The sequence below is a fragment of the Cohnella mopanensis genome, assembly GCF_022352055.1.
In the GTDB taxonomy this organism is placed as follows: Bacteria; Bacillota; Bacilli; order Paenibacillales; family Paenibacillaceae; genus Cohnella; species Cohnella mopanensis.
Window position 1 is genome coordinate 151,943 of record NZ_JAKRWM010000009.1, and the last position, 22,168, is coordinate 174,110.

Sequence of the window (22,168 nt, forward strand, 5' to 3'; positions counted from 1 at the left end):
AAAACCCTTGTTTTAATTGGGTTTATTGATTTATTTAACGCTTGAATTAAGTAACTGAGCATAGTGAATTTATACAGTTGATAGCCGATTGGTAGCTAAATTCTTCTTACCTCTTATTATCTAATCAGTTTCAACCGATATAAGGCTCTTATTATTGTAAAGAAGAAATCCCCGATGATTCCCTGAACCGGATCATCCCATCCCCTATCTCCACACGGTCAGTGCTACCCCAGACTCCTCATTCATCGCTTCGACAAATCTTTCCCCAATCTCCTCTAGTATAGCTTCATTCCTCGTCGGTCACTTATCCCTGGCTTTCTTCCTTGGTTTCTCAACTGGCGGTCCCAAACCTTGATCTGCCGCGTTCGGAACTCACGCCGGATCATGTTAAGATCCCGGGTGATCCCGTCCATTACGAGCTGGATAAACTGCTCGAAATGCTTTGCGAATAGATTGCCGGAACGCCTAACGTCTTCAAGAATACGATCGCACATCGTCAACATATGGGGCATCATGACATAGTCCCGGATCATTGTAAGTTCTTCGACAGTTGCGCGTTCAGCTGTTGGTGCTGCACTCATGATACGACACCCGAACGCCAGAGATGTTATGAGTGCGCGATCGCCAGTTATTCCTCCCGGATTTTCCGCCTGGATCGGAATTATTAACTATCGTTGTACATGCATCATTTGACAAGCGTAGTTTCCATTAACAACCTAAAGTTTACCTAAAATTGATATATTAATGCAACTATATGTAACTTTGGATTGTCTTAGAAGTGTGATAGCTGGCCAGCTTATCAAATATGGTATTGAGAGGATGTAAGATTATGAGAAAAAGAATGAAACAGCTCAGCATCACTGTACTTACTCTTGTTATGTCACTATTCGGAGCAACATCTGCATTCGCCTATGATGGTTGGGCTGATTCAATCCCAACAGCTTACTCTCTCAATGGTCCTATTAGTGGGGTTTCAACCACTATCAATGGCTCCGATGATGTAGATTGGTTCTCTTGGACAAATGATACAGGGAAAAGTGTAAATTTCGTAGCCTCTTTGCAGTCACCTGCAGGTAAGAACTACGATCTACATGCAGTCACATATACAGGATCTTCTTATCTATCTAATGGCGCTGCAACTGATCATGGTGCTGGTGCCATCGATAGTATGGGAGGCAATCTTCCTGCAGGATGGACAATGTATTTCCAAGTTAGAGGACAAACTGGATCTGATTATTCTACAAGTCTGACTTATAACATCAATTTTTCTTATAGCTAAATAACTCTATTGAAACTGCGCTCCTAATAGGGGCGCAGTTTCTCTTACTAAATTTATAAAACTTTTGCTTTATTATTTTGCACTCGTAGCGAGACAGCCAACGATCTCCAGAAGTCCAGTGTTCCTGTCGGATCGCTCATCTTCGCAACGACACCCTCACCAAACTCTGTTACAAACCACTTAGGGGTCGGAATGTTCTCGCCCGCCGATTTAAGTTGCTTTGCTAAAGTTGCGACTTCGATTGTAAGCTCATCCACTTTCTTTTGAAGCGCTTCGAATGCTTTCTGTTTTGCTGCCATACTGCGGATCGGTCGCATAGCCACATAGTTGTAATGCGTAAGCTTGGTCTGTAGGAGTCTTTGCCGCTCTTACTCGCTCATATCGGGAGTTTTGGAATAATCTATCCCGGTCCAGATAAAAGTGTTACACACTATGTAGCGGCTTGCATTAATTTCGAGCTCGCCTTCGCTGTGCATGGAGATTACAGCCAAGAACTCTCCGGTTCCCTTGACTGCCATCCCCCTCGCCATTCTAGGTAAACGATGCTAGAATTCCGACTGAGAACGCCCGATTGAATGGTAGTCGGTTAAACGAACCTCGATTAAACATGGAGCGACAGCTCCTTTTCAAGAATAAAAATCCCAAATGATTGGGATTTTGGTTGTTGCGTATAATCGTACTATTGTGAACTTCTAAAGATTTCATTTCCAAGCTTGAAGTATTTCTGTTGGTTCACATATTTTTATTTATTATTTATTTTGCACATAACTGGTTCTGATGGATTGCTACCGGACGCAGCTACTTTAAAGGTAACTACCGTTTCTGTAAAATCGGTTTCTGATGTGCTAAAAGAATTTGTATTCACCCAAATCGACTTTGGGTTTTCCCCTTTTTGACTAGAAGTAACTAGATAATTTTCGACATCAGATTTTTCATTCCATTTTAGGTGAATTATTTTATTTTCAACAGAACATTTCAAGTCATAATCAAAGGCATTATCAGATCTTGTTGTAACATTGAAATATAGAAATAAACCTATAAAACTAGTTATTATTAAGCTGTAACCAAGCCTCCTCTTTCTCCCTGTCTCAATATTTTCATTTTTATCTCTTCTTGCAATTTTAATCATCGGTTTTTCGATAAAATAATATGTTACTGTTGACAATGAAATTGTAAATATCATCAAGACAATCATCGTCGTTAAATTACTCTCTAACTGCATTTTAGTTTTAATTATGCCATATCCCGTATACACAACTGGGTGAATTAGATACATTGAATAAGAAATGTCTCCAAAAAATTTCAAAACTGTAGTCAAATAGCTTTCTTTTAATTTAATAGGCATTGCGCTCATTACCATAGAAAAAATAGCTATTGATAATACTACTTTCCCAAAACCTGTAACATAATTTATTTGATCTTCACCGTTTATCGGGAAAAATATAAAGACCAATATGGAAGCTACAAATAACCACTTTGAAATCCAAACTATGTTTAATTTTTTATTAATAAACAACCAACCAATAATCAAGCCCCCAATAAACAAATACATTTGATTTAATGGATTAATAAAATCACTCCATTGTTCCGCTAAACTCTGTTGATCATTAAGTAGAGTAGTAGAAAAATACCCTGTCAATATTAACGAAAATCCAAAAAAGGAAACCAAATAATACACTGACTTCCTTAACATTATTAAAATCAAAGGAAATACTGAATAAAACACCAGTTCGTTACCAATTGACCATGCACCAGTAGCTATATACCCATCATGGTCAAACCAACTAAATAATAGTGAATAATTTAAAAATAAATTTTTAATTTCTGGTAAGTATAAAGTGTTACTAAAAATCAAGCTAGATAATTCTTCGACTAGTATTGTTAAAGTTGTTGCTAGATAAAATAACGGCACTATTCTATAAAATCTTTTAACAACAAAACTTTTTAATAAAGTATTATTTACTTCTTGATTCATATAAGCTAAAGCCAAACTTGCTCCGCTAATTAAATAAAAAGCTGATACAGCGTATATCCCTAACCTATTATTTAGATCATTTAAGGGGTATATAAAATTTATACCAATCCACCCAGAATAGTGGTAAACCATAATTAATAAAGCCATAATACCCCTTAAGAAGTCTAACGACCTTACTCTTTGAAAATTATTCATAGAAATTCCAACCTCCAACTATTCACTCCAGAAATACCCTACCTTAGAAAGAGGTTGAAGTCTATTTTTTTTTTACTTTTCCCCCAATTGATGCGCGGCAAGATCTGCGACAAGTTGTTCCAGTTCCGCTATGCGCTGAGCATCTGTTTTTGGCAGTACTTAGTCGGCAGGATACAAGATACCGTTCGGTCCCTCGATGATATCCATCGACGATTTCAGCTCCATCTGGCAGAGGATTTGTCGGACGATTCTCGAAGACGGATCCCGTGACGAGGTTGCCCGCCTCATCATTTCGCTGTCCACCCGAATTCCCCGTGCCGGGAGTTTTAACATAAAGCATAGTTGTTGCTTCTCGATCCGATCGAGCGCGTCTCCGTAAGCATCCAGAACGTCGTCGATCTCTTCTTCGGCGCACGTCGTAATCGGAATCGCTTCGGGAGAGATAATCTGCTGAACAGCTCCTAGTGCGGATCTTCCACTGCCTCTTCGACCAAGCAGCCTGCGTGATGCTCGTATCCCATTTCCCTGTAAACGAACTGCTTCCCGTTTTGGCCATTGTCGTTCATATCTATCAGCTCCTTATCAATAATTCACAGGAAAATATTGTCGATTCATCAGCCTTTGTGTAAAATACTTGAAAACGCACACATGGAGGCTCGGTGTTGAAGACTTCGAAATTGAAGAAATTTTACGACAATTGCATAGGGATTCTGTTGTTGTTTAGTATCTTTGTTGTCTTTTATTCAATCTTCGCAACGATTGATTATTTTAGGTACGTCAACTATTTGGACGGGAAACCAAAATACAGCGAAGAGCAAATTTCCAATATATACTTTGGAATGAGCAAAGCAGAAGTCAAAAACATATTGGGAAGCTTCGGATATGATGTAAGTGCAGACGACTCTGCTGGAATCGAAAGGAAAGTGTTTGTAAAAAAGTTAACCTTTTCTAGGTTGCTATTTGGAGTACCAAGAATGACCTTAGTTTTCGAAAACGATCAACTTATTCAAGCCCAGTATGGTACAAAAAAGATCGATAGCTTTCCTTCACGTCGAGGACGATCATCTACTCATTCTCATACAGAGTGCAATCCTAGTCCCTGCATTTGACATCTGACTGGAAGCCGATTGGTGGCTAAATTCTTCTTACCTCTCATTATCAAAACTGTTTCAACCGATAAAACGCACTTATTATATAGAAAAAAGCCCCTATCACTCGGGGCTCCCAACTTCCATAATATCCATGAACGGCACTTTAATTAAATTTCCATGCTTCTGCACATGGACTAACTTAGTCCTAGAATCCATAGCCACGATGACTCCCTGAACTGGATCATCCCAGCCCCATACGGTCAGGACTACCACCGACTCCTCATTCATCGCTTCGACTAGTCTTTCCCCGATTTCTTCGAGAATAGCTTCATCTCTCGTCGGTCTCTTATCCTTGGCTTTCTTCTTTGGTTTCTCAACTGGCGGCATCACAATCATTCCTTCTGTTGTTTGATATCTGGGTTAAAAATCGAAGAGGCATACTTTGACAACCTAAAGTTCATTTCCTTCCGTAGGGCCTCCCGTACAATTATATGGCGAACATTAGTTCTTATGCAAGGGATGAAAAAAAGCATAAGGGCTACCCTTACTGCTCTTATTTTGCTTTTCTAACCTTTTCCCTCAGAGTAACGTCCAATCTTTCAGGATCACAAAAATGATTACTGAAGGAGCCTACTATGAAGAAATTATTATTAATAACATCAATACTTATAATTTCCGCAATTTCCTTAATCTCTTGTGGAACAGAAAATCAAGCTTTAGAATCCAATACTAAAGCAGAATCATTGTATCAGCAGACCAAAGCGGATGAAATCGTTATGGTCAATAAAGTAACGAAGGACCCCTCAGCTAAGTTGGAATCGTTGAACCAACAAATTCGAATGCTAGAAAAAGCTTTAGCAGCGAAAACGCCTGAGGAAGCGGCGGAAACTTGGGCCAAAGCTATTTATACGCGAAACGGTGCGCTGGAGTATGCCCTCTTATCAACTGAACTTAAGAAGAAAGAACTTAAATTGTTAGAGGCGGGTAATTGGGTGACAGGTGTTTCTAGTCCTTGGCTAGAAAGATATAAGATTTCAAAGGGTCATAAAAATTCAGATGGTACCTTTAAGTTTCAAATTAAATTCGATTTTCGGACCTCTGACGATATGAATAAGAAGATTGATTGGAAAGATATCGAAGCTTTTGACATTCGTGTAGAAAAAAAAGATGGAAATTGGTACATATCACAAATTGGAAATTAAAACATCCCTTACCAACCAATCTAAACGCATAAATCCATCCCCTATACATTGATGCTCATTGAAAATGTTTTGAGTATAGCTGAAGCACCCGGGTACTTCTGTGCTCTTGCGGAAAATGTATAGGTCTGTGTGAATGCACTGCCAGTATATTTATCTCTACATAAACTGACAGGGTGATTAAACATCACAATAAACAATGGTGGTGATATACATGGGTTATGGTGTTGGTGGTGTAGGTACTGGATCTTGTGCAGGTTATGGCGGCGCGCAGGCTGCAGCATTCGTACTTGTTTTATTCATCCTTTTGGTAATTATCCTTCGTGCTGGTTATTAATTAATCGTTTGAACCCGCCATCCTATGTCAGTGATGGCGGGTTTTTTAAGAAACTCAATTAGGTGGTGATTTAATGAACATTTCTGTTGTAGCACTAATCGTACTTGTAATATTCATTCTTTTGGTTTTTATACTTATCGAAAAATCATTTTCTAATAATCTAATTAACCACAACAAATATCAAAACAGCCCATTTGGATTCTTTTGAGGCATTGTGCAAATCATACTTATTTCGACGACTGGCAAGAGTTGTTTGACAAGGCCATGCAGGAGTATGTCGCCCGAAAACTGCGACTTATATACGCTGTATCCCGCTTCACCCATGAAAGGCCCTCGTCGCGAGACGGGGGTCGACTTGTTGTATAAGAGGGGTTGCACTTGGGAATTGTAAGAACATCTCACCATAAAATCACTTTGAACGGAGAGTTCTAATGAAGACTTTAAACGTCGTGGCACTCTGTTTATTAATCGTCGGAGGATTGAACTGGTTTTTGGTTGGATTGTTTGAATACGATTTGGTTGCGAGGGTTTTCGGGACAAATTCAGCTTTATCGCGAATTGTATATGTAGTCGTCGGAATATGCGCAATTTACTGTATCAAGTTTATCAACGATGTTCGAGCAGAGGAGCCTGCTAGGTAACACTTTCGAGCTGACAAAGTTAAGAGCAGGACGGTAAATCCGCCTGCTCTTTTTGCTTATCTGAACGAATTGACTTGACCAGATTGTCCGGCCAATTGTTGCTCAGCCATTTGCACTAGTCGACGAGTAATATTTCCGCCTATACGACCAGTATCCTTAGTTAGCATTTCCCCGTGATAACCGTCCTTAGCGAATGAAATCCCTAGCTCTTGCGCGACTTCGTATTTCAATCTGTCTATTGCTGCGCGAGCTTGTTGGGTAACCAACTGATTCGAATTCTGATTGTTTGCCATTAAGTAATCACCTCCACGATTTACCACGTATTATGCCTTCCTATAAGTTCTCTTATTCACTTCCACCAACCACCTAATGAAAGTGATATACGAATCGTATATCATATGATATAGAGAAACTTGCAAATGAATATTTGCACTTTTCTTCATAACCTTTTTTTCTCCTTGGAGTCACTTTCGTGGCTCCTTTTTTGAATTTTCCAACTGATTGATTGTATTTGTAGTTCGTTAGCCCTCGCGTAAAGCACGCTTGAGAATAAAATGAACCAAATATTATTTAGGAGGGATTACAATATGGCTTTGTTTCCTCCGTTCCCCCCGTGGCTCATTCCCCCATCTCCATTTATTCCCCCAATACCTCCTAATCCACCTATACCTCCGACATCTTTTCCTATTCCTCCCGTTCCCGCACACCGCAAGCAACTAAAATAGTCGGAGTCGTTAGTCTTTAAGTCATCCATCATTAACCCCGCTCAGCCCCACGGCTATGCGGGGTTATTCGTTTACCATCTCTCGATTGGCTGGGTAGAAGCGGGTTATTCATAGATCTGTGCGAACGCACTGACAGTATGCTTAACCATACATAAGCTAATGGTGTGATGAAGAATCACAATAACAAATCGGTGGTGAGTTCTATGAGCGGTTATGGTGGAATGCAAGCTGCTGCATTTGTTCTTGTCCTTTTCATACTGTTGGTCATTATCCTGCGTGCTGGAACCGGGATCTACTAAGAGTATTGAAATCACCGTATGAACTGGGACCCCATCATGATCCGTCGCATGATGGGGTATTCTATGCCCGCACAAGAAAGCCCCGATCACTCCTTATGTTGTTTGATTTCAGGGTTAAATATCGATGTAGCATACTTGGCTAAACGGACACTTATCTCCGTACGCAATGTTTCTCTTACGATACCAAACTTATCTTCATACCCACGGCAAGCATATCTATGATAGATAATCCCGTCCGCCGTCTCATCATCGAACACTTTTATGTTTCGAGTCTTCATCTCGCGCCGGAGTGTGAATAGATCCTTGCTGATCTTATCCATTAACGACTGGATGAACTGTTCGAAAAACCTTTTAAATAGATTAGGCGATCGTTTTACTTCTTGCAGGCTCTTATCACACATCGTGAGCATATGAGGGAACATGATAGAATCACGGATCATAGTAAGTTCCTCAGTCGTTGCCCGTCCTATAATAGCCTTGTTATGGCGATTCTGATATTGCTCTTGATGTTCCGTCAAAAGCATCTTCGACTTCCAACGCTCGTTCCCATCAAGCTTTGTCATTTGTAGTGTCCTCCGATTTGCTCAGAACGTTCTCTTGCTACTCCGGCTGCTAGTAGCGATGATGCTCTCATGATAGCTCCGCTCCCGTACCGGTCCTTGATTTGGTCTGTCGCTCGTTCAATTTCATATGCCGCTACTCTATCGTCGAATAACGTAAGCTGATAGGTACTGTCGTCGGAAAGCTGTGAAAGCGAAATATACAGATGACTCACCGGAAGTCCGTGCCAATGTTCCCCAAATAGCTTTAATGCCGCAGAAGCAACTTCATGAGTAAGAGAAGTCGCATGGGGAAGCGTTATTTGTCGTCCAAACCCGGTTGAACGTTCGCCATCTGTTTCACCAGCGCCCACAGAGAGAACTCTGCCTTGATATCCAAGCCTGCGCGCTCTCCTGCACACTTCAACAACGAGTTCGAGAAGTACGACTTCAATATCAGCTAACTTTTTGTAAAGGCTGCTTCTTAACGTCTTGCCATGACTTACCGATTTGAGATTTCCGCGTATCGAAGCCACAACCGGACTCGGATCAATCCCTCGAGCGGTCTGCCAATAATATTCTGCTTGAATATCGCTCTGTTTCCCCATCCGTTGCCTCATTCGCCTTTTGAAATCGGCAAGCGGCATTCTGGCAATATCTCCGATCGTGTTCAGTCCCATATACATAAAATGCTTCGTCATCCGGTTGCCCACCATAAACATTTGATGCACGGGCAACGGCCAAAGATCTTCCTCCATATTTTCGTATCCAAGTTTGAAAATACCATCCGGTCTTTTCTTAGCGAAATTATCCGTTGCCATCTTAGCTAGAATCTTAGTCGGACCGATACCTACCCGGGACCGGACCCCCGTCGACAAATAAATGCGCTCCTGAATGTCATGGGCGATTGCGTTCGGTTCGCCGAATATTGAAGTTGACCCCGTCACATCTAGGAATTGTTCGTCGATACTGTAGGGCTCGACTTGATCCGTAATGGATTCGAATATTTCCGTAATCAATAATGAGATCGTAATGTATCGTTGCATCCGAGGCCGTATGACTACAAGATCCGGACATTTCGCAAGTGCTTCTCCTACTCGCTCAGCGGTCGTTACGCCCTTTGATTTGGCCATTGGGCAAGCCGCGAGTATGATGCCTGATTTCCTCTCGGGATCGCCTACCGCTACGGGCTTATTCCGGAACTCCGGGTGAGCCGCTTTTTCAACGGATGCGTAAAAAGACTGTCCATCGACTAAAAATATAGTGCGTTCAGGAGGCATGGAAGCTCACCGGAAAGTGAGATAGGATACGATCCATTCTAAAGGGGCGAGGAGCTCGCTTCTCCAAGTCATACGCGAACACTTTACCGTCAACGATCTTTCGAATTCGAATCGTGCGCTGCGTAATTTTCCCCTTAGCATCTTGGTAAATAATCTGAACGATCTGCCCAATGTACTTTTCAGGCATGTTCCTCGCCTCCATAGCGAACGTTTGTTCCCTTATTATATGGCGAACGCACGTTCTTATGCAAGGGATAAAAAGACATCTAGATTTTTCCAATAGGGACATGATGGACCTTGAGCAAGTAAGGAGCAGAAGCGTATGCCTATTAAAAAGGTCTGCCGATTGGCAGACCTTTGATTTAAACATATTTCATTTTACTCGCGGCTACCGGTTAATATGAGAGTTCCGAACGCCTCCTCATCCTTGTAGCCGATTCCTCCGTTATATTCTATCCACCCTCGTCTTCCCTCCCCGTCATTGTCATTCAACATGAGGGAGAATTTGGCAACGGTGCCGATTGACGGCGAGGAAAGGCCCAACTCCGACCACGGTAAGGCAATCTCATATGTAGTGTGGTTGCCTTTTCTCGATACGGCCGCTTTTAGCGCCTCTATTTTTCCGGGTTCGGAAGAATCAGGCGAGATCCATCGCCAGTTCGATACCGTTCCATCTTTCAGGAGCGCAACGCCGAATTCATGCGTACCTAGTTCCTTGCCCACCGAGTCGGTAACGTTCAGCGCGAACTGCAAGCTATCCCCTTGATAGATATCGCCGCCGCTACTCTCTTGCGAGTGTATGTCATCCGTCACATCCAACCCGATGTATACATTTAGATCATCCCATGATACGTATCCTTTCCCTCCAAGATCCTCGACGCCTTTCCAATTCTGCATCTTAACTTGCGCCTCTTCATTTAGCTCGAATTCGGACTGACCTTTCCATTCTTTAAGGGAACCGTCGATTGCGACGGGTTTCGCTTGAGGAACGGCCAGCAGTACGTTGGATAGAACGTCTTTCTTCTGTACGATTCTGCCTTTAAGGTTCGAGAAGCTTACGGTTTGGTCGCCATCCATATAGAACGGAAGCTCAACTACCCGGGTTCCACCCGGAGCAATCGGATCAATCGATGCCTCTTTGAGTTGAGAACCTTCCGCCGTTCCAAACTCCAATCTCAACAATCCGGCCTGATCGGAGCGCGATTGATTGATTAGGCTAGCCCGAGTATGAATATTTTTCGAAATCGGGTCATAAAAAGGGGCAAAATTAATGATAAGCGGATCATCCAACTTCACATATGCGGAAAGAGTGCCCGTATCGGAAGCGTCTTCGGCCTTAGCTTCGATTAATACATTATAAACACCGGGTAATGTTTCCTCGGGTACCTTAACGCTTAACTCGACTTTCGAATCGGATCCGAACTCCGCATCCCCGACTTGTTCCCATCCCGCTGGCAAAGCCGCCCGCAACGAGCCTGCCGCGTCCGTACGGCTTTTCGTTCTTTCGAGCCGGATAACCACCGTGTCTCCAGCGGACCCGCTCCAATATTCCGTTTCCGGCCTTAAGAGAGATTGAGACCTGTCCATCGTATTTCTCATAAAATGCGACGTAGACGCGATTACCGCATCCCAGTACTTCGGGTTTTTATAATTATGGTCGATGCCTTCCATCGTTAAAAAATCGTGGTACACGCCTTGCGCTTCCAATATTTGCGATAACTTCACGCTCAAGTCGTAAGGAACCGTACGATCTTTCGTCCCGTGAACGATCATCGTCGGGGGCAGTTCCGGGTTTCGGGTATCGTAGAATAAGCCTCCATAAATATCGAGTACCGCGTAAATTCCGTATTTATTCCGGTTACCGGAATCCAGAAATTCGTTGGCGAAATTGATCGACAAGCTCCCGCCCGCCGAATCTCCCCCGAGCGCAATGCGTCCCTTATCCAACCGGAATTCCGTCTCGTGCTCCCCAACCCAGCCGATAACGTCTTTCACGTCGTCCATGGCATCATTCAAGGTGCCCGTAATATCATCGAACGGATTGGCGCGCAATCTATAGTTGGCCGACAGAACGACAAATCCGCGGCTTGCCCACTCATTCGCGATTTCCGCGCCATCCCGCTTATCTCCCGCACTGTATCCGCCGCCGTGAAGAAAGACAACAACCGGCCGTTGGGGATGATCGTCTCCCTCTGGTTCATACAAATCGAATGCAAGAGTTTCTGTCTCTTCTCGGAAATTCGGTTTTGTTTGATAAACGATATCCGGATGAACCACGACCTTAAACCGCGGCTCAAGGTACATCCAATCTTCCGATTGGGCAAGGAAAGGCACAGATGAGGACGAAGGAGTGGCCTTAGCCTGGGGAGAACTGAGCGACTCGGGCGTTGCGGACACCTGCTCTTCCCTTTTATCAATGTTAGACCGATACAACAGAACGGCAACGACAAGCACGATCAAACTTCCGATTACGTACTTAGCTCCTTTGAGACGCATTTTTGCTCTCCTTATCCTTTTATGAAATAAACTTGAGTAAGCTGCTCGGCCTGTTCCGTCAAACCGAACTCCATATGCAGTGCGGCATATGCAAAGTCTAAGCCAAAATAAGCCCCGCCGAAGCGGAGCTCTACTATATAAGCGATTTCATACCGGATATTAGTTCCCCGGATGAGGTCCCATGTTGTATGACTTTAATGATTAAAGAAGCTTTAGAGTTCACGCCTAGTTTCAAGTGTATATTTTTAATATACGTCCTCGTCGTCAACTCGCTGATCTGCATAAGTAATGATATTTCTTTATAATTGAAATCCATCATCCAGTGAAGGGCGACCTCCTGCTCTCTGGGAGATAATCCGAATTCCTGGATCTGTTTTTGAAAAAAAACGAGAAGGTCCATCTTCCACCTCTTTCTTAGAAAATGTTTTCCTTCTATATTTTACCTTTAATTACTATTTTAATCTCTAGTTCTTTCGAACTATTCAAACGCAACCGTACTATAGAATACAAGGAGCATCGCTAGACGAGGTGGAACCTGCAGCTGATCGCCGCAGGTTCCACCTTGTCTAGCTAGCAACAGCCGATATAGGATTGATTGGAAACCGTTGTGACATTATACGGATAAGTTAGTTTCGTACACAAGCGATACAGATTAACGACCCTCTGACTGCCTCCGCCTTGTGTGCAGCTCATTCCCGCACAGAACGGGCTATCGTCAAACGTTGAGGAAGGCTCCCCATAACCACTTGGACAAGAAGGATACGCCATCACTAAAACTCCCTTCATAATAGATTGGGTCTAGCTTAGCAGCAGCCGATGTACATTGTGTTGGATGGAGTTTGATAGTCGTAAGGGTAAGTATCTTTCTGACAGAAAGTATAGAGATTTACAACCCTCTGACTGCCTCCTCCTTGCGTGCAGCTCATTCCCGCGCAAAACGGGTTACCATCCGAAGTACTAAGCTTCGTATAGCCGCTTGGGCAACTTGGATAGGACATATTATTCACCTCCTTTCAATCCGGAAGATTTATTCCATTCTTGATCCAACAGAACTTGACCTTCGGTCTGAATACGGCTAAGAGCTGATTCAATCGACTGAGTGTCTTGTATCGCTTGATCGAGTTCGCGATTAATTAACGGGTACAAGGTTTGCGATAGAAACAAGGGATGAATAGGAGCGGATTCCGCACCTCCTGAGGACGGCGGGCTCATGTCCAGCTTAAAAAATGGCGCAAGGCTCACTCCTTCCCGTTCTTGGTTAAACTGGGTTCTCGTTAGCAAAGCGGATGTCGTCTTCGAACGTTTTTTCGCGACTTCTTCGCTATTCATGTATTCCACGTATTTCCACGCCTCGTCGGCGTTCGGGGAGTCTCGGTATATGGAGTAGATGAGATCGGGATATAAGTTTCCGACGGGATCGACCCGATCGTGCGGAATGACGACGATTCCCCAGTCGAACGGAGCGGATGACAACTCCGTCAATTGGTCCGACGAACCGATGAACATGGCGACCTGTCCTTGACTGAACAAATATTGCTCGTTATAAGCCCCATTGTTTCTGTCGTCGGACGGAGATAGATAGGATAGCTGCCCCTCACGAAGCGCATCTACTAAAGGGGTTAGCTTCTCTTTCCATTCGGTAGTATCCATTGTCATTTTGCCCGTCCGGTCAAAGATACTTCCTTTAGGATTAATCAAATTCAAATAAAAATCCGGCGACGAGATTTGCCCGTAATGAAAACCATACAAAGGCTTGCCGGTTTCATCCTTCACCGGAAATCGTCTGGCCGTTTGAATGAGCTCTTCCGGAGTCATCTCGTCCGTCGGGAGCGGAACTCCGTATTTCTCGAATAAGGAGCGGTTATAGTATAGAGCACTACTGCTGAACTGGGGAGCGAGCCCATACAACCCGCCATCTGCGGCCGGTGCCTTTAACCATTTCATGACACTGGGATCGAGTAACGACAGATCGAATTTATTTTTACGGATATAAGCGTTCATATCGAGAAGGATTCCTTCGTTGACGAGCACGCTGTAGAAGGAAGAGAGAATAACGTCCGGCTTTTCTTCGCGGATGAACTTAATATAATTTTGCGCCGCGTCACCCTCTATCGCTTTAAGCATATCGAAAGTAATGTACTCGATCTCGGCTTCCGGAAATTTCTGTTCGTACAATTGACCGCCGTAAAATTGCATATACCCCGACTCGCTCGAATTCAGCAATATTTTAAGTTTGACTGGTTGCTTCTGTTCGTTCTGGCACCCCGTCGCTAATATCGAGAAGAGCATAATAGCGATGAAGATTGTCATAGCGCGAAACCGCATTCCCATTCCTCCGTTCACTTATTTCCTTTACCGATATAGAAGGGATACCGAGCTATTACCCCCTCCATTCCCAGCGCTTGGATTTCATAAATCCCTTCCTTCTCTGCTAGAAACCGCACGCTCATCGATATATCGCAACCAGGAGGATAATCGGGTTCCCTGACATTGCGCGCGTCTATTTGCATGAGAGTCAGAACATTTCCCGTTTTATCCAACACCCGCAGCTCGATCATTTCAGCATGCCCCTCCGGCAACATCAATTGAACGAGGACATCGCAAGAAGCGATAAACGGAAAAGTAGGAACTGACAGACGGTTTATGACTTCGCGGATGTGATGGACTTTAAGATTCCGATCGAATTGAATCTCTTTCGCCGGGATAAGCTGCGCCACTATGGCTGGAATTATCGAATGTGCCATGCCCACTGAATTCACCGCCTAAATACGAATTGGTATAAGATGACCACTCCGAGAATTTTCTTAACTTACCTTTACCGTGGGAGGCCAACAGATAAGTTTGCCCGCTTCTGCGGTCACCCCTAACATCATAAACAACGATATGACTCCTCCACTTCCGTTGCTTCATGGCAAGTATCCACTCCGGCGCATCCAATAGCACTTGTAGCGGATATCCCGCCGTATCGGCGAGAAGCCGATCTGCCTCTTCGAAATCCGATGCTCGATAAGAAAGTACGAGAGTCGGCAACTCATGGCTCGCCTGCGGGTATTCGGTTTTCATGCGCTTGTCTTGGCGAGTGTATCCCCTATAGAGCAAGAGCGCCAACACTGCAACAATCCCGATCTGGACCCTCGTCATTACCTCATCAAGGGATTGGAATCCGATTGCCCAAGGGAGCAGGCATAACCCCATCAGCGTTAAATTCCGTGCAATGGGATAACGGTTCAAACGGGAACGATCGCCGAAACATGAGCAACCTGATTGATGTATCGTCTCTCGATTGGCAATCAAGAACGCCGTAAAGACGACAAGTACGGAGCAAGCCGCGATAGTCTTGAATCCATTCCATAGATCTATTGCGAACGAGAGGAACAATACGGACTCAAGAGAGATAATCGCGTAGACCAGAATCCGTAATCCCGACAAAGGCAAGCGATATAGAAAACGTTGTAAATATAGAGCGAAATTAAGCGGATTACGACATTTCTCCCATGCCGACCGCATAAAGATGTAGCCCATTGCGACATTCACGAAGCCGACCAGCATGACCCCCCAACTCATCCGTTGACCTCAAGCCGAATATGCTCTTTCCAATGCGACGCGAGATCGTCCCCCGACTCTATCTTGAAACCTTTCAACACTTCTCCAGAGGCGTGTACCTTGTAGAAATAAGGCGTTTCGATCACTTTGTACAAATCATATATTTCATTTTCTTCGATACTTGCAATCGGAAATGCCGTCTTAAAGTGTTCGGCAATTTCCATATTCTCGGGTACGCTTCCGTTCGTAATCAACGCAAACGGAATACGATGGTTACGAATTGCTTCTACTAGCTCCGGCAATAAATCGATGCAATGGGAGCAATATAACGAGAAAACTCCAGCAAAGAGGACGTTTCGCTCGTAGAAATCGCTGTGCCAGCTCATCGGAAACGTTTCTCCCGGCAATAGAGCGGCCGATTTTCCCTGCTGCGCCTGACGTTCATTCTTAAATAGCGTCTTGAAGTCCATCCTGATTCCGCACCTCCGCATGGGTATCGTCTTTGCCCTGCATGTCCCACATATGCTTGAATTTCGACTGCTGGCGCAGGAGTGCATCTGGAGCCCCGCTTTCCTCGATTTCACCCGCATTTAACACTAGGACGAAGTCGGTCATCCGGGCCAGATTCATATTATGCGTGACCACGATTGTCATTTTACCCTGACGATCCGCCAATATCTTGCGCACGATTTCCATTTCCGCGACGGGATCGAGCTCAGAGGTTGCTTCATCCAGGATTAAGACGTCGCTTCCCTTATATAGCCCCCTCGCAATCGCAATCCGCTGCCACTGGCCGCCGGACACTTGTACCGCTCCCAGAAAATCGTTCCCGAGCAACTGGGAAGGATCGTCGCGTAAACTATCGGGGACCAGTTCCGGATAACGCTCTATTAATCTTAGGTAATCGTCATCCTTGCTTGCGTATTCCTTCATGCAAATATTTTCATATATCGACAATGGATACCTAATGAAATCTTGGGACGTAATCGAAATTTTTTCGAACAAGTTTGTGCGATCTACCTTCTCTATCGGTACTCCATTGAAGAACACGCTCTTTTCCGGGACCTGGTGCAATCCAGCCATTATTTTCGCTAACGTGGATTTGCCAGATCCATTTGCGCCAATAATGGCTAAGTGCGTTTTTCCGTTCAATCGCAAAGATACTTTATTTAATGCGGGCAGACTCCGATCCGGATACACAAAAGTGAGTTTGTCCACTGCGACTTCTCTGATCTCGTCGATTCGATTTAAGGAATAGGAAACCGTTGAAGAAGATAAATATTTCCTTTCGAACCCCTTCCATTTCTCCCGGAAAAGCCGCAAGTATTTGAACCTGTCGAGCGAGACGAACATCGAACGCAATGCGTTCTCTAACGGGGAGACGGCAGCGGTTATGGCCAAGTAATCCCCTAGTTGTATCTGATGATGGTAGAGCATTCGGATAAGAATTAACTGCGTCAATATGTATTTCACCGGAACGAACAAATCTACTAATAGCCCCCAGGAATATTCACTTCTCATCAGTTGCTTATTCTTCTGAATGACCCGATCGGTAGCCCTGTTCCACTTGGACAGGAAAAACGGTTTGGCCGCGAAAATGAGCATCTCCTTCAACGCCATCGGCAACGTTAGAAATCCGGTTACTTTCCCTGCCTCCATCTGAGCCTGAGAGATTCGTCCGAAGAATGTGTCCAACTGCCGGGCATGTTTCCATACATATAACAAATTCGGAAAGGATAAGACGAGTATGACCGCTAGAATAAGCCAGCTATATTGGCTTACTAAGTAGGCATACACGACGATCACCCCCGCCTCCTTCACGACGGTAATGCAAGACTGGATAATTTGGCCGATTTTCATTAGATTGTTTTTCAAGAGATTTAGATCGTTCTGATAGGACGGGGTTTCGATTTGCGTAATGTCGGTCGGCTGTATCAGTTCGAATTGATAAGATTCGATTTGCCGATTTAAGTTCAAAGACAGCGATTCTTGCAAATACCCGTTAAAGCGCAATAAAGCGCTTTCCAGCATCTTGATAGCGAACAGTCCGACAGCAAATCCGATCACGACGTTCAATCGATCTTGAAATCCGGAGGCGAGCAAGTTAAAAAACCGTTGCGACCATACAAATTGATACCAACCTAATACAGGACCCGCGATCATCATCATGACTGCGCCTGCCAGTAACATTCTCGATCCTCTGGAAAGATAGGCGACCCACTGCATGACGGTCATCATCGCATTTCACCGATCAAGCTTCGAAAAGGTGCCAGCAACTTCGCCATTTCGGCCCGATTGCCAGCTACCGAGCTTGTCACGATCTGCCCAACAGAGTTGATTCCATAGCACCAAGGCGTTGCATCCGTCAGGAAATGTTTCTTCATTTCCATCTGACTGCACCCATACACCGTAGCGCGATCGTCGAACGCTTCCCGAATCGTATTTAACTTCTCCGTTTCGCGCGTGGCTACTAATATTACGAATGGCAGCCTCCGCTCGGTCAATATCTGATATAGCGTATTTAAAGCATCGCCGCATGGTTCGCAGTCGGTGTTCACGAACATAATGAACAGGCATCCGCGATTGAGGGTATAAATATCAATAACGTTGTTCTCGTTGGAGCAGATGTTATTCGGAAAATATTCGCCGGGTTCCAGCCAGTTCTTCGTTTGCTTCATCAGCTTTCGATGCGCGAAGCCTCTTTCGACAATCATCGTCGACCCTCCCCCAACATCTTCTAAAATCTTGTATATTTATCATATCTTTGCGAATGAGGAAAAACTATCGCACATATGTAGTATCTTTCGAGGCAAAAATCAATAGCTTCCGCCTCCTATCAGAAAGCTGAATGAAGCCGTTGAGAATAAAAAAGACGGCACAGGAATGACATCCTGTACCGCCTTATGACTTGGAAAACTCCGAAATCTGCATGGATTCACGATGTCAGCCGATCATCGAATCCCCATATTCAAGCAATGCGAGCACTTCTCTTTTTAATTCGACGAACGCCGGATCCGTCCAGACGTCAGCTCTGCGAGGCCGTTCGAAAGGAATGGCGATCTCGCGCAATACCGTTGCCGGAGCAGAAGAGAGGACATAGATCCGATCTGACAACATAAGCGCTTCTTCGATGCTGTGCGTGACGAACAGCACGGAACGCCGATCCGCTTCCCATAGCTGCAGCAACCAGCGCTGCATATCCGCCCGCGTCAAGGCGTCCAATGCGGCGAACGGCTCGTCCAAGCACATTAAGTTGCGTTTCATAAGCAATGCGCGCAAGAATGAAACCCTCATCTGCATCCCCCCGGATAACACATGGGGATACTCTTTGGCCACATGGCCGAGTTGAATTCGCTCCAGCCATTCCATCGCCGATTGTTTGGCTTCGCTTTTCGACGCTCCTGCCGTTACCAAAGCGGATGAGATGTTATCGCGAACGGACAACCAAGGGAACAAAGCCGCTTGCTGCGGCATATAGCTGATCAGGCCACGTTGTCCGGACACCTCTTGGCCATCGATGACGATTGTCCCGCGATCCGCACGCTCTACGCCGCCGATCAACCTGAACAATGTCGATTTGCCACTTCCGGATGGGCCGATCAACGTCACGAACTCCCCGGCTTTTACCTGAAGGTTAATATCAGACAATACGGGCACCTGCTGTTTGCCACGCGTATAGGCTTTGTAAATGCCGCTTAGTTCCAACGTATTGCGAACGAGTGAACCCGTCATGAAGATGCCCCTTTCCAATCTCCCTGTGAACGAGGCCTCCAACGAATCGTTAGACGTTCCGCGAGCACTACCGCGTAATAGAACAGGAAGCTTAACGTCACGATGCAGACGATAGAGCCGAATACGCCAGCCTGGTCGAACCCGTTGAACTTAAGCTTCAAGTAAAACCCGATCCCTTTGTTCGCGCCAAGCCATTCCGCTACGATTGCCGAAGACACGACATAGGTGGCCGCGATCCGCAAACCCGAGAATAAGTAGGATAAAGACGCAGGAAATTCAAGACGCTTCAGTCTTTCCCATCGCGAAGCTCCGATCATGCCGAGATATTCACGAAGTTGAGGCTCGGCTTGTCCGAGCCCTACGAGTATCGATAAGGCTACCGGAAAAAAACAAACAAGTACGAGCAAAATCAGCTTAGGCATCCAACCGAAGCCGAACCATATCATTAGCAACGGTCCTAAAGCGATGAGCGGAACGTTCTGCGACAACACCAGGAGCGGTGCGAAGGCTTCCCTTAACAAAGGAACGATGTGCAGGAATACCGCCACTGCGACACCGATGACCAACCCAAGCGCTAAACCGATAAGTGCCAGCTTGAACGTCGCCAGTACATGCTCGCCTAACATGGCGGAATCTTCAAACATTGTAACCGCAATATTCCACGGAGACGGTAAAGTATACGTTTGAATCTCGAAAATCGCGCAAACCGCTTGCCAAATGCCAACGAATACTAACAACGTTACGACGGGCAGTAAAATTCCTCTCAGCCTCTTATTGCCCATCCGGATATTTCTGCAACAACCGCGCCATTGATGCCCCTTCTTGTCCGTCAACGACCAATTTAATCTGCGACATAACGGATGGGCTGCCCATCTCGAACATGGCGGCGTTCATCTGCTTCACGATCTCGATGAGTTGGTCCAAGTCGCCTTCCATCGTCGTCTCTAGCGGGGCCACCCGGTAAGCGACGCCTGATTGTTTAATAATCTCGATTGCCCGATCAACGTAAGGGATCACGTCTTCTCCCGCTTTAACCTTCGGCAAGATCTGTATGCTTAATAAGGCTTGAGCCATCGTTAACCTCTCCTCATTCGTTATCGTTATTGGGGAAGGAACTCCGTCGTGAACATATCGTCGTAGTTCAACTGCTTCTTCATAAGGCTATTCTCGGTAAGCCAGTCTCCGTAGCCGGACCATACTTCCCGCTTCTGTTCTCCCCAACGAGGCGCATCGTCTTTATATTTCGGGCTGAGCCAATTCTGGCTTGCCTTAACCAGCTCTACATTCAACTCAGGTACCGCCTTGATCAACACATCCGCGGCAGCGTCAGGATGATCGATCGCATAGTTATATCCTTCGGAAGCACCCGCCAAGAACGCGCGGACAACATCCGGCTTTTCCTTGATCAGCTTCTCGTTAGTCAATAATAACGGAGTATAATAATCCAATTGCTTGCTGTAATCCGTCAGATAGACCATGTTGACGGGCTCCTTGCGAAGCTCCGCTTCGATCCCCGTCCAACCGTAGAAAATCCATTCGAAATCGATGCCCTTCTTCACCGCGGTGAAGAAATCTGCTGTTCCGGCGCTCACGAAGTTCACCTTGCCTACATCGGCCTTCTGCACGTTCATAATCGATTCGATGACCGCTTGCTCTGCCGGAGATCCCCATCCACCATAAGATTTGCCTTCGAAATCTTTCGGTTCCTTGATGTTCTTATCTACCGGAGATGCAAAGCCGGACGTATTATGCTGAATGATCGGAGCGATGGAGACGAGCGGCAAGCCTTGCTCCCTCGCCAAGATCATGCTTTCCTGCGCGCCTACGCCGAAATCGGCTGTTCCATTCGCCACTAGCGCGCTTGCTCCCGCTTCCGGCGGAAGGATGATTTCCACATCCAAACCGTGCTTCTTCCACAAACCTTGATCTCTAGCTACATACAGCCCCGTGTGGTTCGTATTCGGAGTCCAGTCTAGCACGAGTGTTACTTTCTGCAGCGACTCCGAAGGGGCCGACGGTGGGTTCGAGGACGACGATGGGCTACCCGAAGCCTCCGTGTTCCCCTTATTGCCGCACCCCGCCAATAATAACATCCCGGCTAACATCGTCAGCCCCATACCTTGCCATAGCTTGCTTTTTCTTCGCATGGTTCTCTCCCTCTCTATGTCTTGTCTCGTGTTGGGAAGAGGGCTTCGTGAAACGATAAAAGCGCCCCCCGATTCCGGAGGGCGCCCTAAATAATAATGGACTATGACACGACAGGTGCTGTCGTGCTCCCACCTTCCTACGCTGGTACTAACCAGATCAGGTAATAAGGGTCTGCATTAATGGAATGCACTCTCAGCCGGCCTTCGTCCAGCTCCCCCGGGGCGTATTCAATTCAAGAATCCCGCTTCTTATCTTCCCTATTATAGCAAATCATTAGATATTGTCTATCTCTTATTGCTTAACGGAAAGTGCGTTCGACTATCTGAACATAGTATACAGCTTAATCAAGTGGAGCATATTGTTCGGATCGATTTTCTGGGCGATGATGAAATTAACCAGTTGATCCTCCTGACTTTCGGATAACGGTTCATTTAAGATTTTCGCGAATTGCTTCACCCATTTACGAACTTTCACCCGATCCTGCAAATCGTATTTCGTGACTCCCTCAAGGATGCTTTTAATTCGCTCCTTGGTTGCCGGGGTTTTCATTTTTACCTTCACACGTTCTACGAACTCCGCTTTGATTCCGAACTTCTGCCAGCTTGGGCTCAAAGAGGTTCACGCTCCTTCCGGCGGCTATTCGGTACATCATATGCCACCAGAAGACGCGTAATGACAATAGCTCAAGC

Annotated in this window: 26 protein-coding genes and 1 riboswitch; of the genes, 3 read left to right on the top strand and 23 right to left on the bottom strand. The window is 45.3% G+C overall.

Annotation, left to right across the window (positions count from 1 at the left end; translation table 11 throughout):
- Positions 1 to 275 precede the first annotated feature (275 nt).
- Complete coding sequence (locus tag L3D05_RS15265) at positions 276 to 581, bottom strand: YhjD family protein (RefSeq protein ID WP_239617116.1); 306 nt, start codon at positions 579 to 581, stop codon at positions 276 to 278.
- Positions 582 to 829: 248 nt separating this feature from the next.
- Here L3D05_RS15265 and L3D05_RS15270 point away from each other — a divergent pair, with 248 nt between their 5' ends.
- Entirely contained in the window at positions 830 to 1,279 is a 450-nt protein-coding gene (locus L3D05_RS15270) for a hypothetical protein (protein WP_239617118.1), read from the top strand.
- A 53-nt stretch (positions 1,280 to 1,332) separates the two neighbouring features.
- Here L3D05_RS15270 and L3D05_RS15275 read toward each other — a convergent pair whose 3' ends face one another.
- The 4 genes from L3D05_RS15275 to L3D05_RS15290 all read right to left on the bottom strand — a co-directional run bounded on the left by L3D05_RS15275 (position 1,333) and on the right by L3D05_RS15290 (position 4,927).
- Entirely contained in the window at positions 1,333 to 1,578 is a 246-nt protein-coding gene (locus L3D05_RS15275; protein ID WP_239617119.1) for a hypothetical protein, read from the bottom strand.
- Positions 1,579 to 2,021: 443 nt separating this feature from the next.
- Positions 2,022 to 3,449, bottom strand: a complete 1,428-nt coding sequence (locus L3D05_RS15280) for an acyltransferase family protein (RefSeq protein ID WP_239617121.1) — start codon at positions 3,447 to 3,449, stop codon at positions 2,022 to 2,024.
- 159 nt (positions 3,450 to 3,608) lie between these two features.
- Positions 3,609 to 3,752: a hypothetical protein gene (locus L3D05_RS15285; protein WP_239617123.1), complete on the bottom strand. Its 144-nt coding sequence runs from the start codon at positions 3,750 to 3,752 to the stop codon at positions 3,609 to 3,611.
- Between the two features lie 908 nt (positions 3,753 to 4,660).
- A complete protein-coding gene (locus L3D05_RS15290) occupies positions 4,661 to 4,927 on the bottom strand; it encodes a YolD-like family protein (protein ID WP_239617298.1) in 267 nt (88 codons plus the stop codon).
- Positions 4,928 to 5,175: 248 nt separating this feature from the next.
- Between L3D05_RS15290 and L3D05_RS15295 the strand changes: the two genes are divergently transcribed.
- On the top strand, positions 5,176 to 5,742 hold the full coding sequence (locus L3D05_RS15295) for a hypothetical protein (protein WP_239617125.1): 567 nt from the start codon (positions 5,176 to 5,178) through the stop codon (positions 5,740 to 5,742).
- A 765-nt stretch (positions 5,743 to 6,507) separates the two neighbouring features.
- Positions 6,508 to 6,717: a DUF378 domain-containing protein gene (locus tag L3D05_RS15305; RefSeq protein ID WP_239617128.1), complete on the top strand. Its 210-nt coding sequence runs from the start codon at positions 6,508 to 6,510 to the stop codon at positions 6,715 to 6,717.
- A 56-nt stretch (positions 6,718 to 6,773) separates the two neighbouring features.
- Here L3D05_RS15305 and L3D05_RS15310 read toward each other — a convergent pair whose 3' ends face one another.
- From L3D05_RS15310 to L3D05_RS15395, 18 genes are all read right to left on the bottom strand, one after another.
- Positions 6,774 to 7,010: an alpha/beta-type small acid-soluble spore protein gene (locus L3D05_RS15310; protein ID WP_239617130.1), complete on the bottom strand. Its 237-nt coding sequence runs from the start codon at positions 7,008 to 7,010 to the stop codon at positions 6,774 to 6,776.
- An 817-nt stretch (positions 7,011 to 7,827) separates the two neighbouring features.
- Positions 7,828 to 8,304, bottom strand: coding sequence for a YhjD family protein (locus tag L3D05_RS15320; RefSeq protein ID WP_239617134.1), 477 nt, complete (start codon positions 8,302 to 8,304; stop codon positions 7,828 to 7,830).
- Positions 8,301 to 9,560, bottom strand: coding sequence for a DNA polymerase IV (locus tag L3D05_RS15325; RefSeq protein ID WP_239617136.1), 1,260 nt, complete (start codon positions 9,558 to 9,560; stop codon positions 8,301 to 8,303). The genes L3D05_RS15320 and L3D05_RS15325 overlap by 4 nt, the downstream gene beginning before the upstream one ends.
- Positions 9,550 to 9,747: a WYL domain-containing protein gene (locus L3D05_RS15330; protein WP_239617138.1), complete on the bottom strand. Its 198-nt coding sequence runs from the start codon at positions 9,745 to 9,747 to the stop codon at positions 9,550 to 9,552. Before L3D05_RS15330 ends, L3D05_RS15325 begins: the two co-directional genes overlap by 11 nt.
- A gap of 191 nt (positions 9,748 to 9,938) precedes the next feature.
- Entirely contained in the window at positions 9,939 to 12,056 is a 2,118-nt protein-coding gene (locus L3D05_RS15335; RefSeq protein WP_239617140.1) for an alpha/beta hydrolase fold domain-containing protein, read from the bottom strand.
- A gap of 133 nt (positions 12,057 to 12,189) precedes the next feature.
- Positions 12,190 to 12,456, bottom strand: a complete 267-nt coding sequence (locus L3D05_RS26765) for a helix-turn-helix transcriptional regulator (protein ID WP_369417978.1) — start codon at positions 12,454 to 12,456, stop codon at positions 12,190 to 12,192.
- Positions 12,457 to 12,859: 403 nt separating this feature from the next.
- Positions 12,860 to 13,054, bottom strand: a complete 195-nt coding sequence (locus L3D05_RS15340; RefSeq protein ID WP_239617141.1) for a hypothetical protein — start codon at positions 13,052 to 13,054, stop codon at positions 12,860 to 12,862.
- A gap of 1 nt (position 13,055) precedes the next feature.
- Complete coding sequence (locus tag L3D05_RS15345) at positions 13,056 to 14,381, bottom strand: ABC transporter substrate-binding protein (RefSeq protein ID WP_239617143.1); 1,326 nt, start codon at positions 14,379 to 14,381, stop codon at positions 13,056 to 13,058.
- Positions 14,382 to 14,395: 14 nt separating this feature from the next.
- Positions 14,396 to 14,800 carry a hypothetical protein gene (locus L3D05_RS15350; RefSeq protein ID WP_239617145.1) on the bottom strand — a complete coding sequence of 135 codons (405 nt, stop codon included), beginning with the start codon at positions 14,798 to 14,800 and terminating at the stop codon, positions 14,396 to 14,398.
- On the bottom strand, positions 14,724 to 15,620 hold the full coding sequence (locus tag L3D05_RS15355) for a MauE/DoxX family redox-associated membrane protein (RefSeq protein ID WP_239617146.1): 897 nt from the start codon (positions 15,618 to 15,620) through the stop codon (positions 14,724 to 14,726). The genes L3D05_RS15350 and L3D05_RS15355 overlap by 77 nt, the downstream gene beginning before the upstream one ends.
- A complete protein-coding gene (locus L3D05_RS15360; RefSeq protein WP_239617148.1) occupies positions 15,617 to 16,069 on the bottom strand; it encodes an HAD family hydrolase in 453 nt (150 codons plus the stop codon). Before L3D05_RS15360 ends, L3D05_RS15355 begins: the two co-directional genes overlap by 4 nt.
- Positions 16,047 to 17,837 carry an ATP-binding cassette domain-containing protein gene (locus tag L3D05_RS15365; RefSeq protein ID WP_239617149.1) on the bottom strand — a complete coding sequence of 597 codons (1,791 nt, stop codon included), beginning with the start codon at positions 17,835 to 17,837 and terminating at the stop codon, positions 16,047 to 16,049. The genes L3D05_RS15360 and L3D05_RS15365 overlap by 23 nt, the downstream gene beginning before the upstream one ends.
- Positions 17,834 to 18,313: a hypothetical protein gene (locus L3D05_RS15370; RefSeq protein ID WP_239617151.1), complete on the bottom strand. Its 480-nt coding sequence runs from the start codon at positions 18,311 to 18,313 to the stop codon at positions 17,834 to 17,836. The genes L3D05_RS15365 and L3D05_RS15370 overlap by 4 nt, the downstream gene beginning before the upstream one ends.
- A gap of 229 nt (positions 18,314 to 18,542) precedes the next feature.
- Positions 18,543 to 19,331, bottom strand: coding sequence for an ABC transporter ATP-binding protein (locus L3D05_RS15375; protein WP_239617153.1), 789 nt, complete (start codon positions 19,329 to 19,331; stop codon positions 18,543 to 18,545).
- On the bottom strand, positions 19,328 to 20,113 hold the full coding sequence (locus tag L3D05_RS15380; protein ID WP_239617154.1) for an ABC transporter permease: 786 nt from the start codon (positions 20,111 to 20,113) through the stop codon (positions 19,328 to 19,330). The genes L3D05_RS15375 and L3D05_RS15380 overlap by 4 nt, the downstream gene beginning before the upstream one ends.
- The gene (locus tag L3D05_RS15385; protein ID WP_239617156.1) at positions 20,103 to 20,405 is read right to left on the bottom strand and encodes a thiamine-binding protein; all 303 of its coding nucleotides are present in this window, start codon (positions 20,403 to 20,405) and stop codon (positions 20,103 to 20,105) included. Before L3D05_RS15385 ends, L3D05_RS15380 begins: the two co-directional genes overlap by 11 nt.
- A 26-nt stretch (positions 20,406 to 20,431) precedes the next feature.
- Entirely contained in the window at positions 20,432 to 21,478 is a 1,047-nt protein-coding gene (locus L3D05_RS15390; protein ID WP_239617157.1) for an ABC transporter substrate-binding protein, read from the bottom strand.
- Positions 21,479 to 21,595: 117 nt separating this feature from the next.
- A riboswitch (TPP riboswitch) is annotated at positions 21,596 to 21,707 on the bottom strand.
- A 90-nt stretch (positions 21,708 to 21,797) separates the two neighbouring features.
- Positions 21,798 to 22,028, bottom strand: coding sequence for a stage VI sporulation protein F (locus L3D05_RS15395; RefSeq protein WP_239617299.1), 231 nt, complete (start codon positions 22,026 to 22,028; stop codon positions 21,798 to 21,800).
- Between the last annotated feature and the right edge of the window lie 140 nt (positions 22,029 to 22,168).

Bases quoted from the DNA above. Each gene is read 5' to 3' on its own strand.
- L3D05_RS15265 (WP_239617116.1), bottom strand. From the start codon at position 581: ATGAGTGCAGCACCAACAGCTGAACGCGCAACTGTCGAAGAACTTACA.
- L3D05_RS15370 (WP_239617151.1), bottom strand. From the start codon at position 18,313: ATGATTGTCGAAAGAGGCTTCGCGCATCGAAAGCTGATGAAGCAAACG.
- L3D05_RS15320 (WP_239617134.1), bottom strand. From the start codon at position 8,304: ATGACAAAGCTTGATGGGAACGAGCGTTGGAAGTCGAAGATGCTTTTG.
- L3D05_RS15345 (WP_239617143.1), bottom strand. From the start codon at position 14,381: ATGCGGTTTCGCGCTATGACAATCTTCATCGCTATTATGCTCTTCTCG.
- L3D05_RS15270 (WP_239617118.1), top strand. From the start codon at position 830: ATGAGAAAAAGAATGAAACAGCTCAGCATCACTGTACTTACTCTTGTT.
- L3D05_RS15295 (WP_239617125.1), top strand. From the start codon at position 5,176: ATGAAGAAATTATTATTAATAACATCAATACTTATAATTTCCGCAATT.
- L3D05_RS15375 (WP_239617153.1), bottom strand. From the start codon at position 19,331: ATGACGGGTTCACTCGTTCGCAATACGTTGGAACTAAGCGGCATTTAC.
- L3D05_RS15365 (WP_239617149.1), bottom strand. From the start codon at position 17,837: ATGATGACCGTCATGCAGTGGGTCGCCTATCTTTCCAGAGGATCGAGA.
- L3D05_RS15360 (WP_239617148.1), bottom strand. From the start codon at position 16,069: ATGGACTTCAAGACGCTATTTAAGAATGAACGTCAGGCGCAGCAGGGA.
- L3D05_RS15275 (WP_239617119.1), bottom strand. From the start codon at position 1,578: ATGGCAGCAAAACAGAAAGCATTCGAAGCGCTTCAAAAGAAAGTGGAT.
- L3D05_RS15280 (WP_239617121.1), bottom strand. From the start codon at position 3,449: ATGAATAATTTTCAAAGAGTAAGGTCGTTAGACTTCTTAAGGGGTATT.
- L3D05_RS15385 (WP_239617156.1), bottom strand. From the start codon at position 20,405: ATGGCTCAAGCCTTATTAAGCATACAGATCTTGCCGAAGGTTAAAGCG.
- L3D05_RS15310 (WP_239617130.1), bottom strand. From the start codon at position 7,010: ATGGCAAACAATCAGAATTCGAATCAGTTGGTTACCCAACAAGCTCGC.
- L3D05_RS15350 (WP_239617145.1), bottom strand. From the start codon at position 14,800: ATGGCACATTCGATAATTCCAGCCATAGTGGCGCAGCTTATCCCGGCG.
- L3D05_RS15380 (WP_239617154.1), bottom strand. From the start codon at position 20,113: ATGGGCAATAAGAGGCTGAGAGGAATTTTACTGCCCGTCGTAACGTTG.
- L3D05_RS15335 (WP_239617140.1), bottom strand. From the start codon at position 12,056: ATGCGTCTCAAAGGAGCTAAGTACGTAATCGGAAGTTTGATCGTGCTT.
- L3D05_RS15325 (WP_239617136.1), bottom strand. From the start codon at position 9,560: ATGCCTCCTGAACGCACTATATTTTTAGTCGATGGACAGTCTTTTTAC.
- L3D05_RS15305 (WP_239617128.1), top strand. From the start codon at position 6,508: ATGAAGACTTTAAACGTCGTGGCACTCTGTTTATTAATCGTCGGAGGA.
- L3D05_RS26765 (WP_369417978.1), bottom strand. From the start codon at position 12,456: ATGGACCTTCTCGTTTTTTTTCAAAAACAGATCCAGGAATTCGGATTA.
- L3D05_RS15340 (WP_239617141.1), bottom strand. From the start codon at position 13,054: ATGTCCTATCCAAGTTGCCCAAGCGGCTATACGAAGCTTAGTACTTCG.
- L3D05_RS15330 (WP_239617138.1), bottom strand. From the start codon at position 9,747: ATGCCTGAAAAGTACATTGGGCAGATCGTTCAGATTATTTACCAAGAT.
- L3D05_RS15355 (WP_239617146.1), bottom strand. From the start codon at position 15,620: ATGAGTTGGGGGGTCATGCTGGTCGGCTTCGTGAATGTCGCAATGGGC.
- L3D05_RS15395 (WP_239617299.1), bottom strand. From the start codon at position 22,028: ATGAAAACCCCGGCAACCAAGGAGCGAATTAAAAGCATCCTTGAGGGA.
- L3D05_RS15390 (WP_239617157.1), bottom strand. From the start codon at position 21,478: ATGCGAAGAAAAAGCAAGCTATGGCAAGGTATGGGGCTGACGATGTTA.
- L3D05_RS15290 (WP_239617298.1), bottom strand. From the start codon at position 4,927: ATGCCGCCAGTTGAGAAACCAAAGAAGAAAGCCAAGGATAAGAGACCG.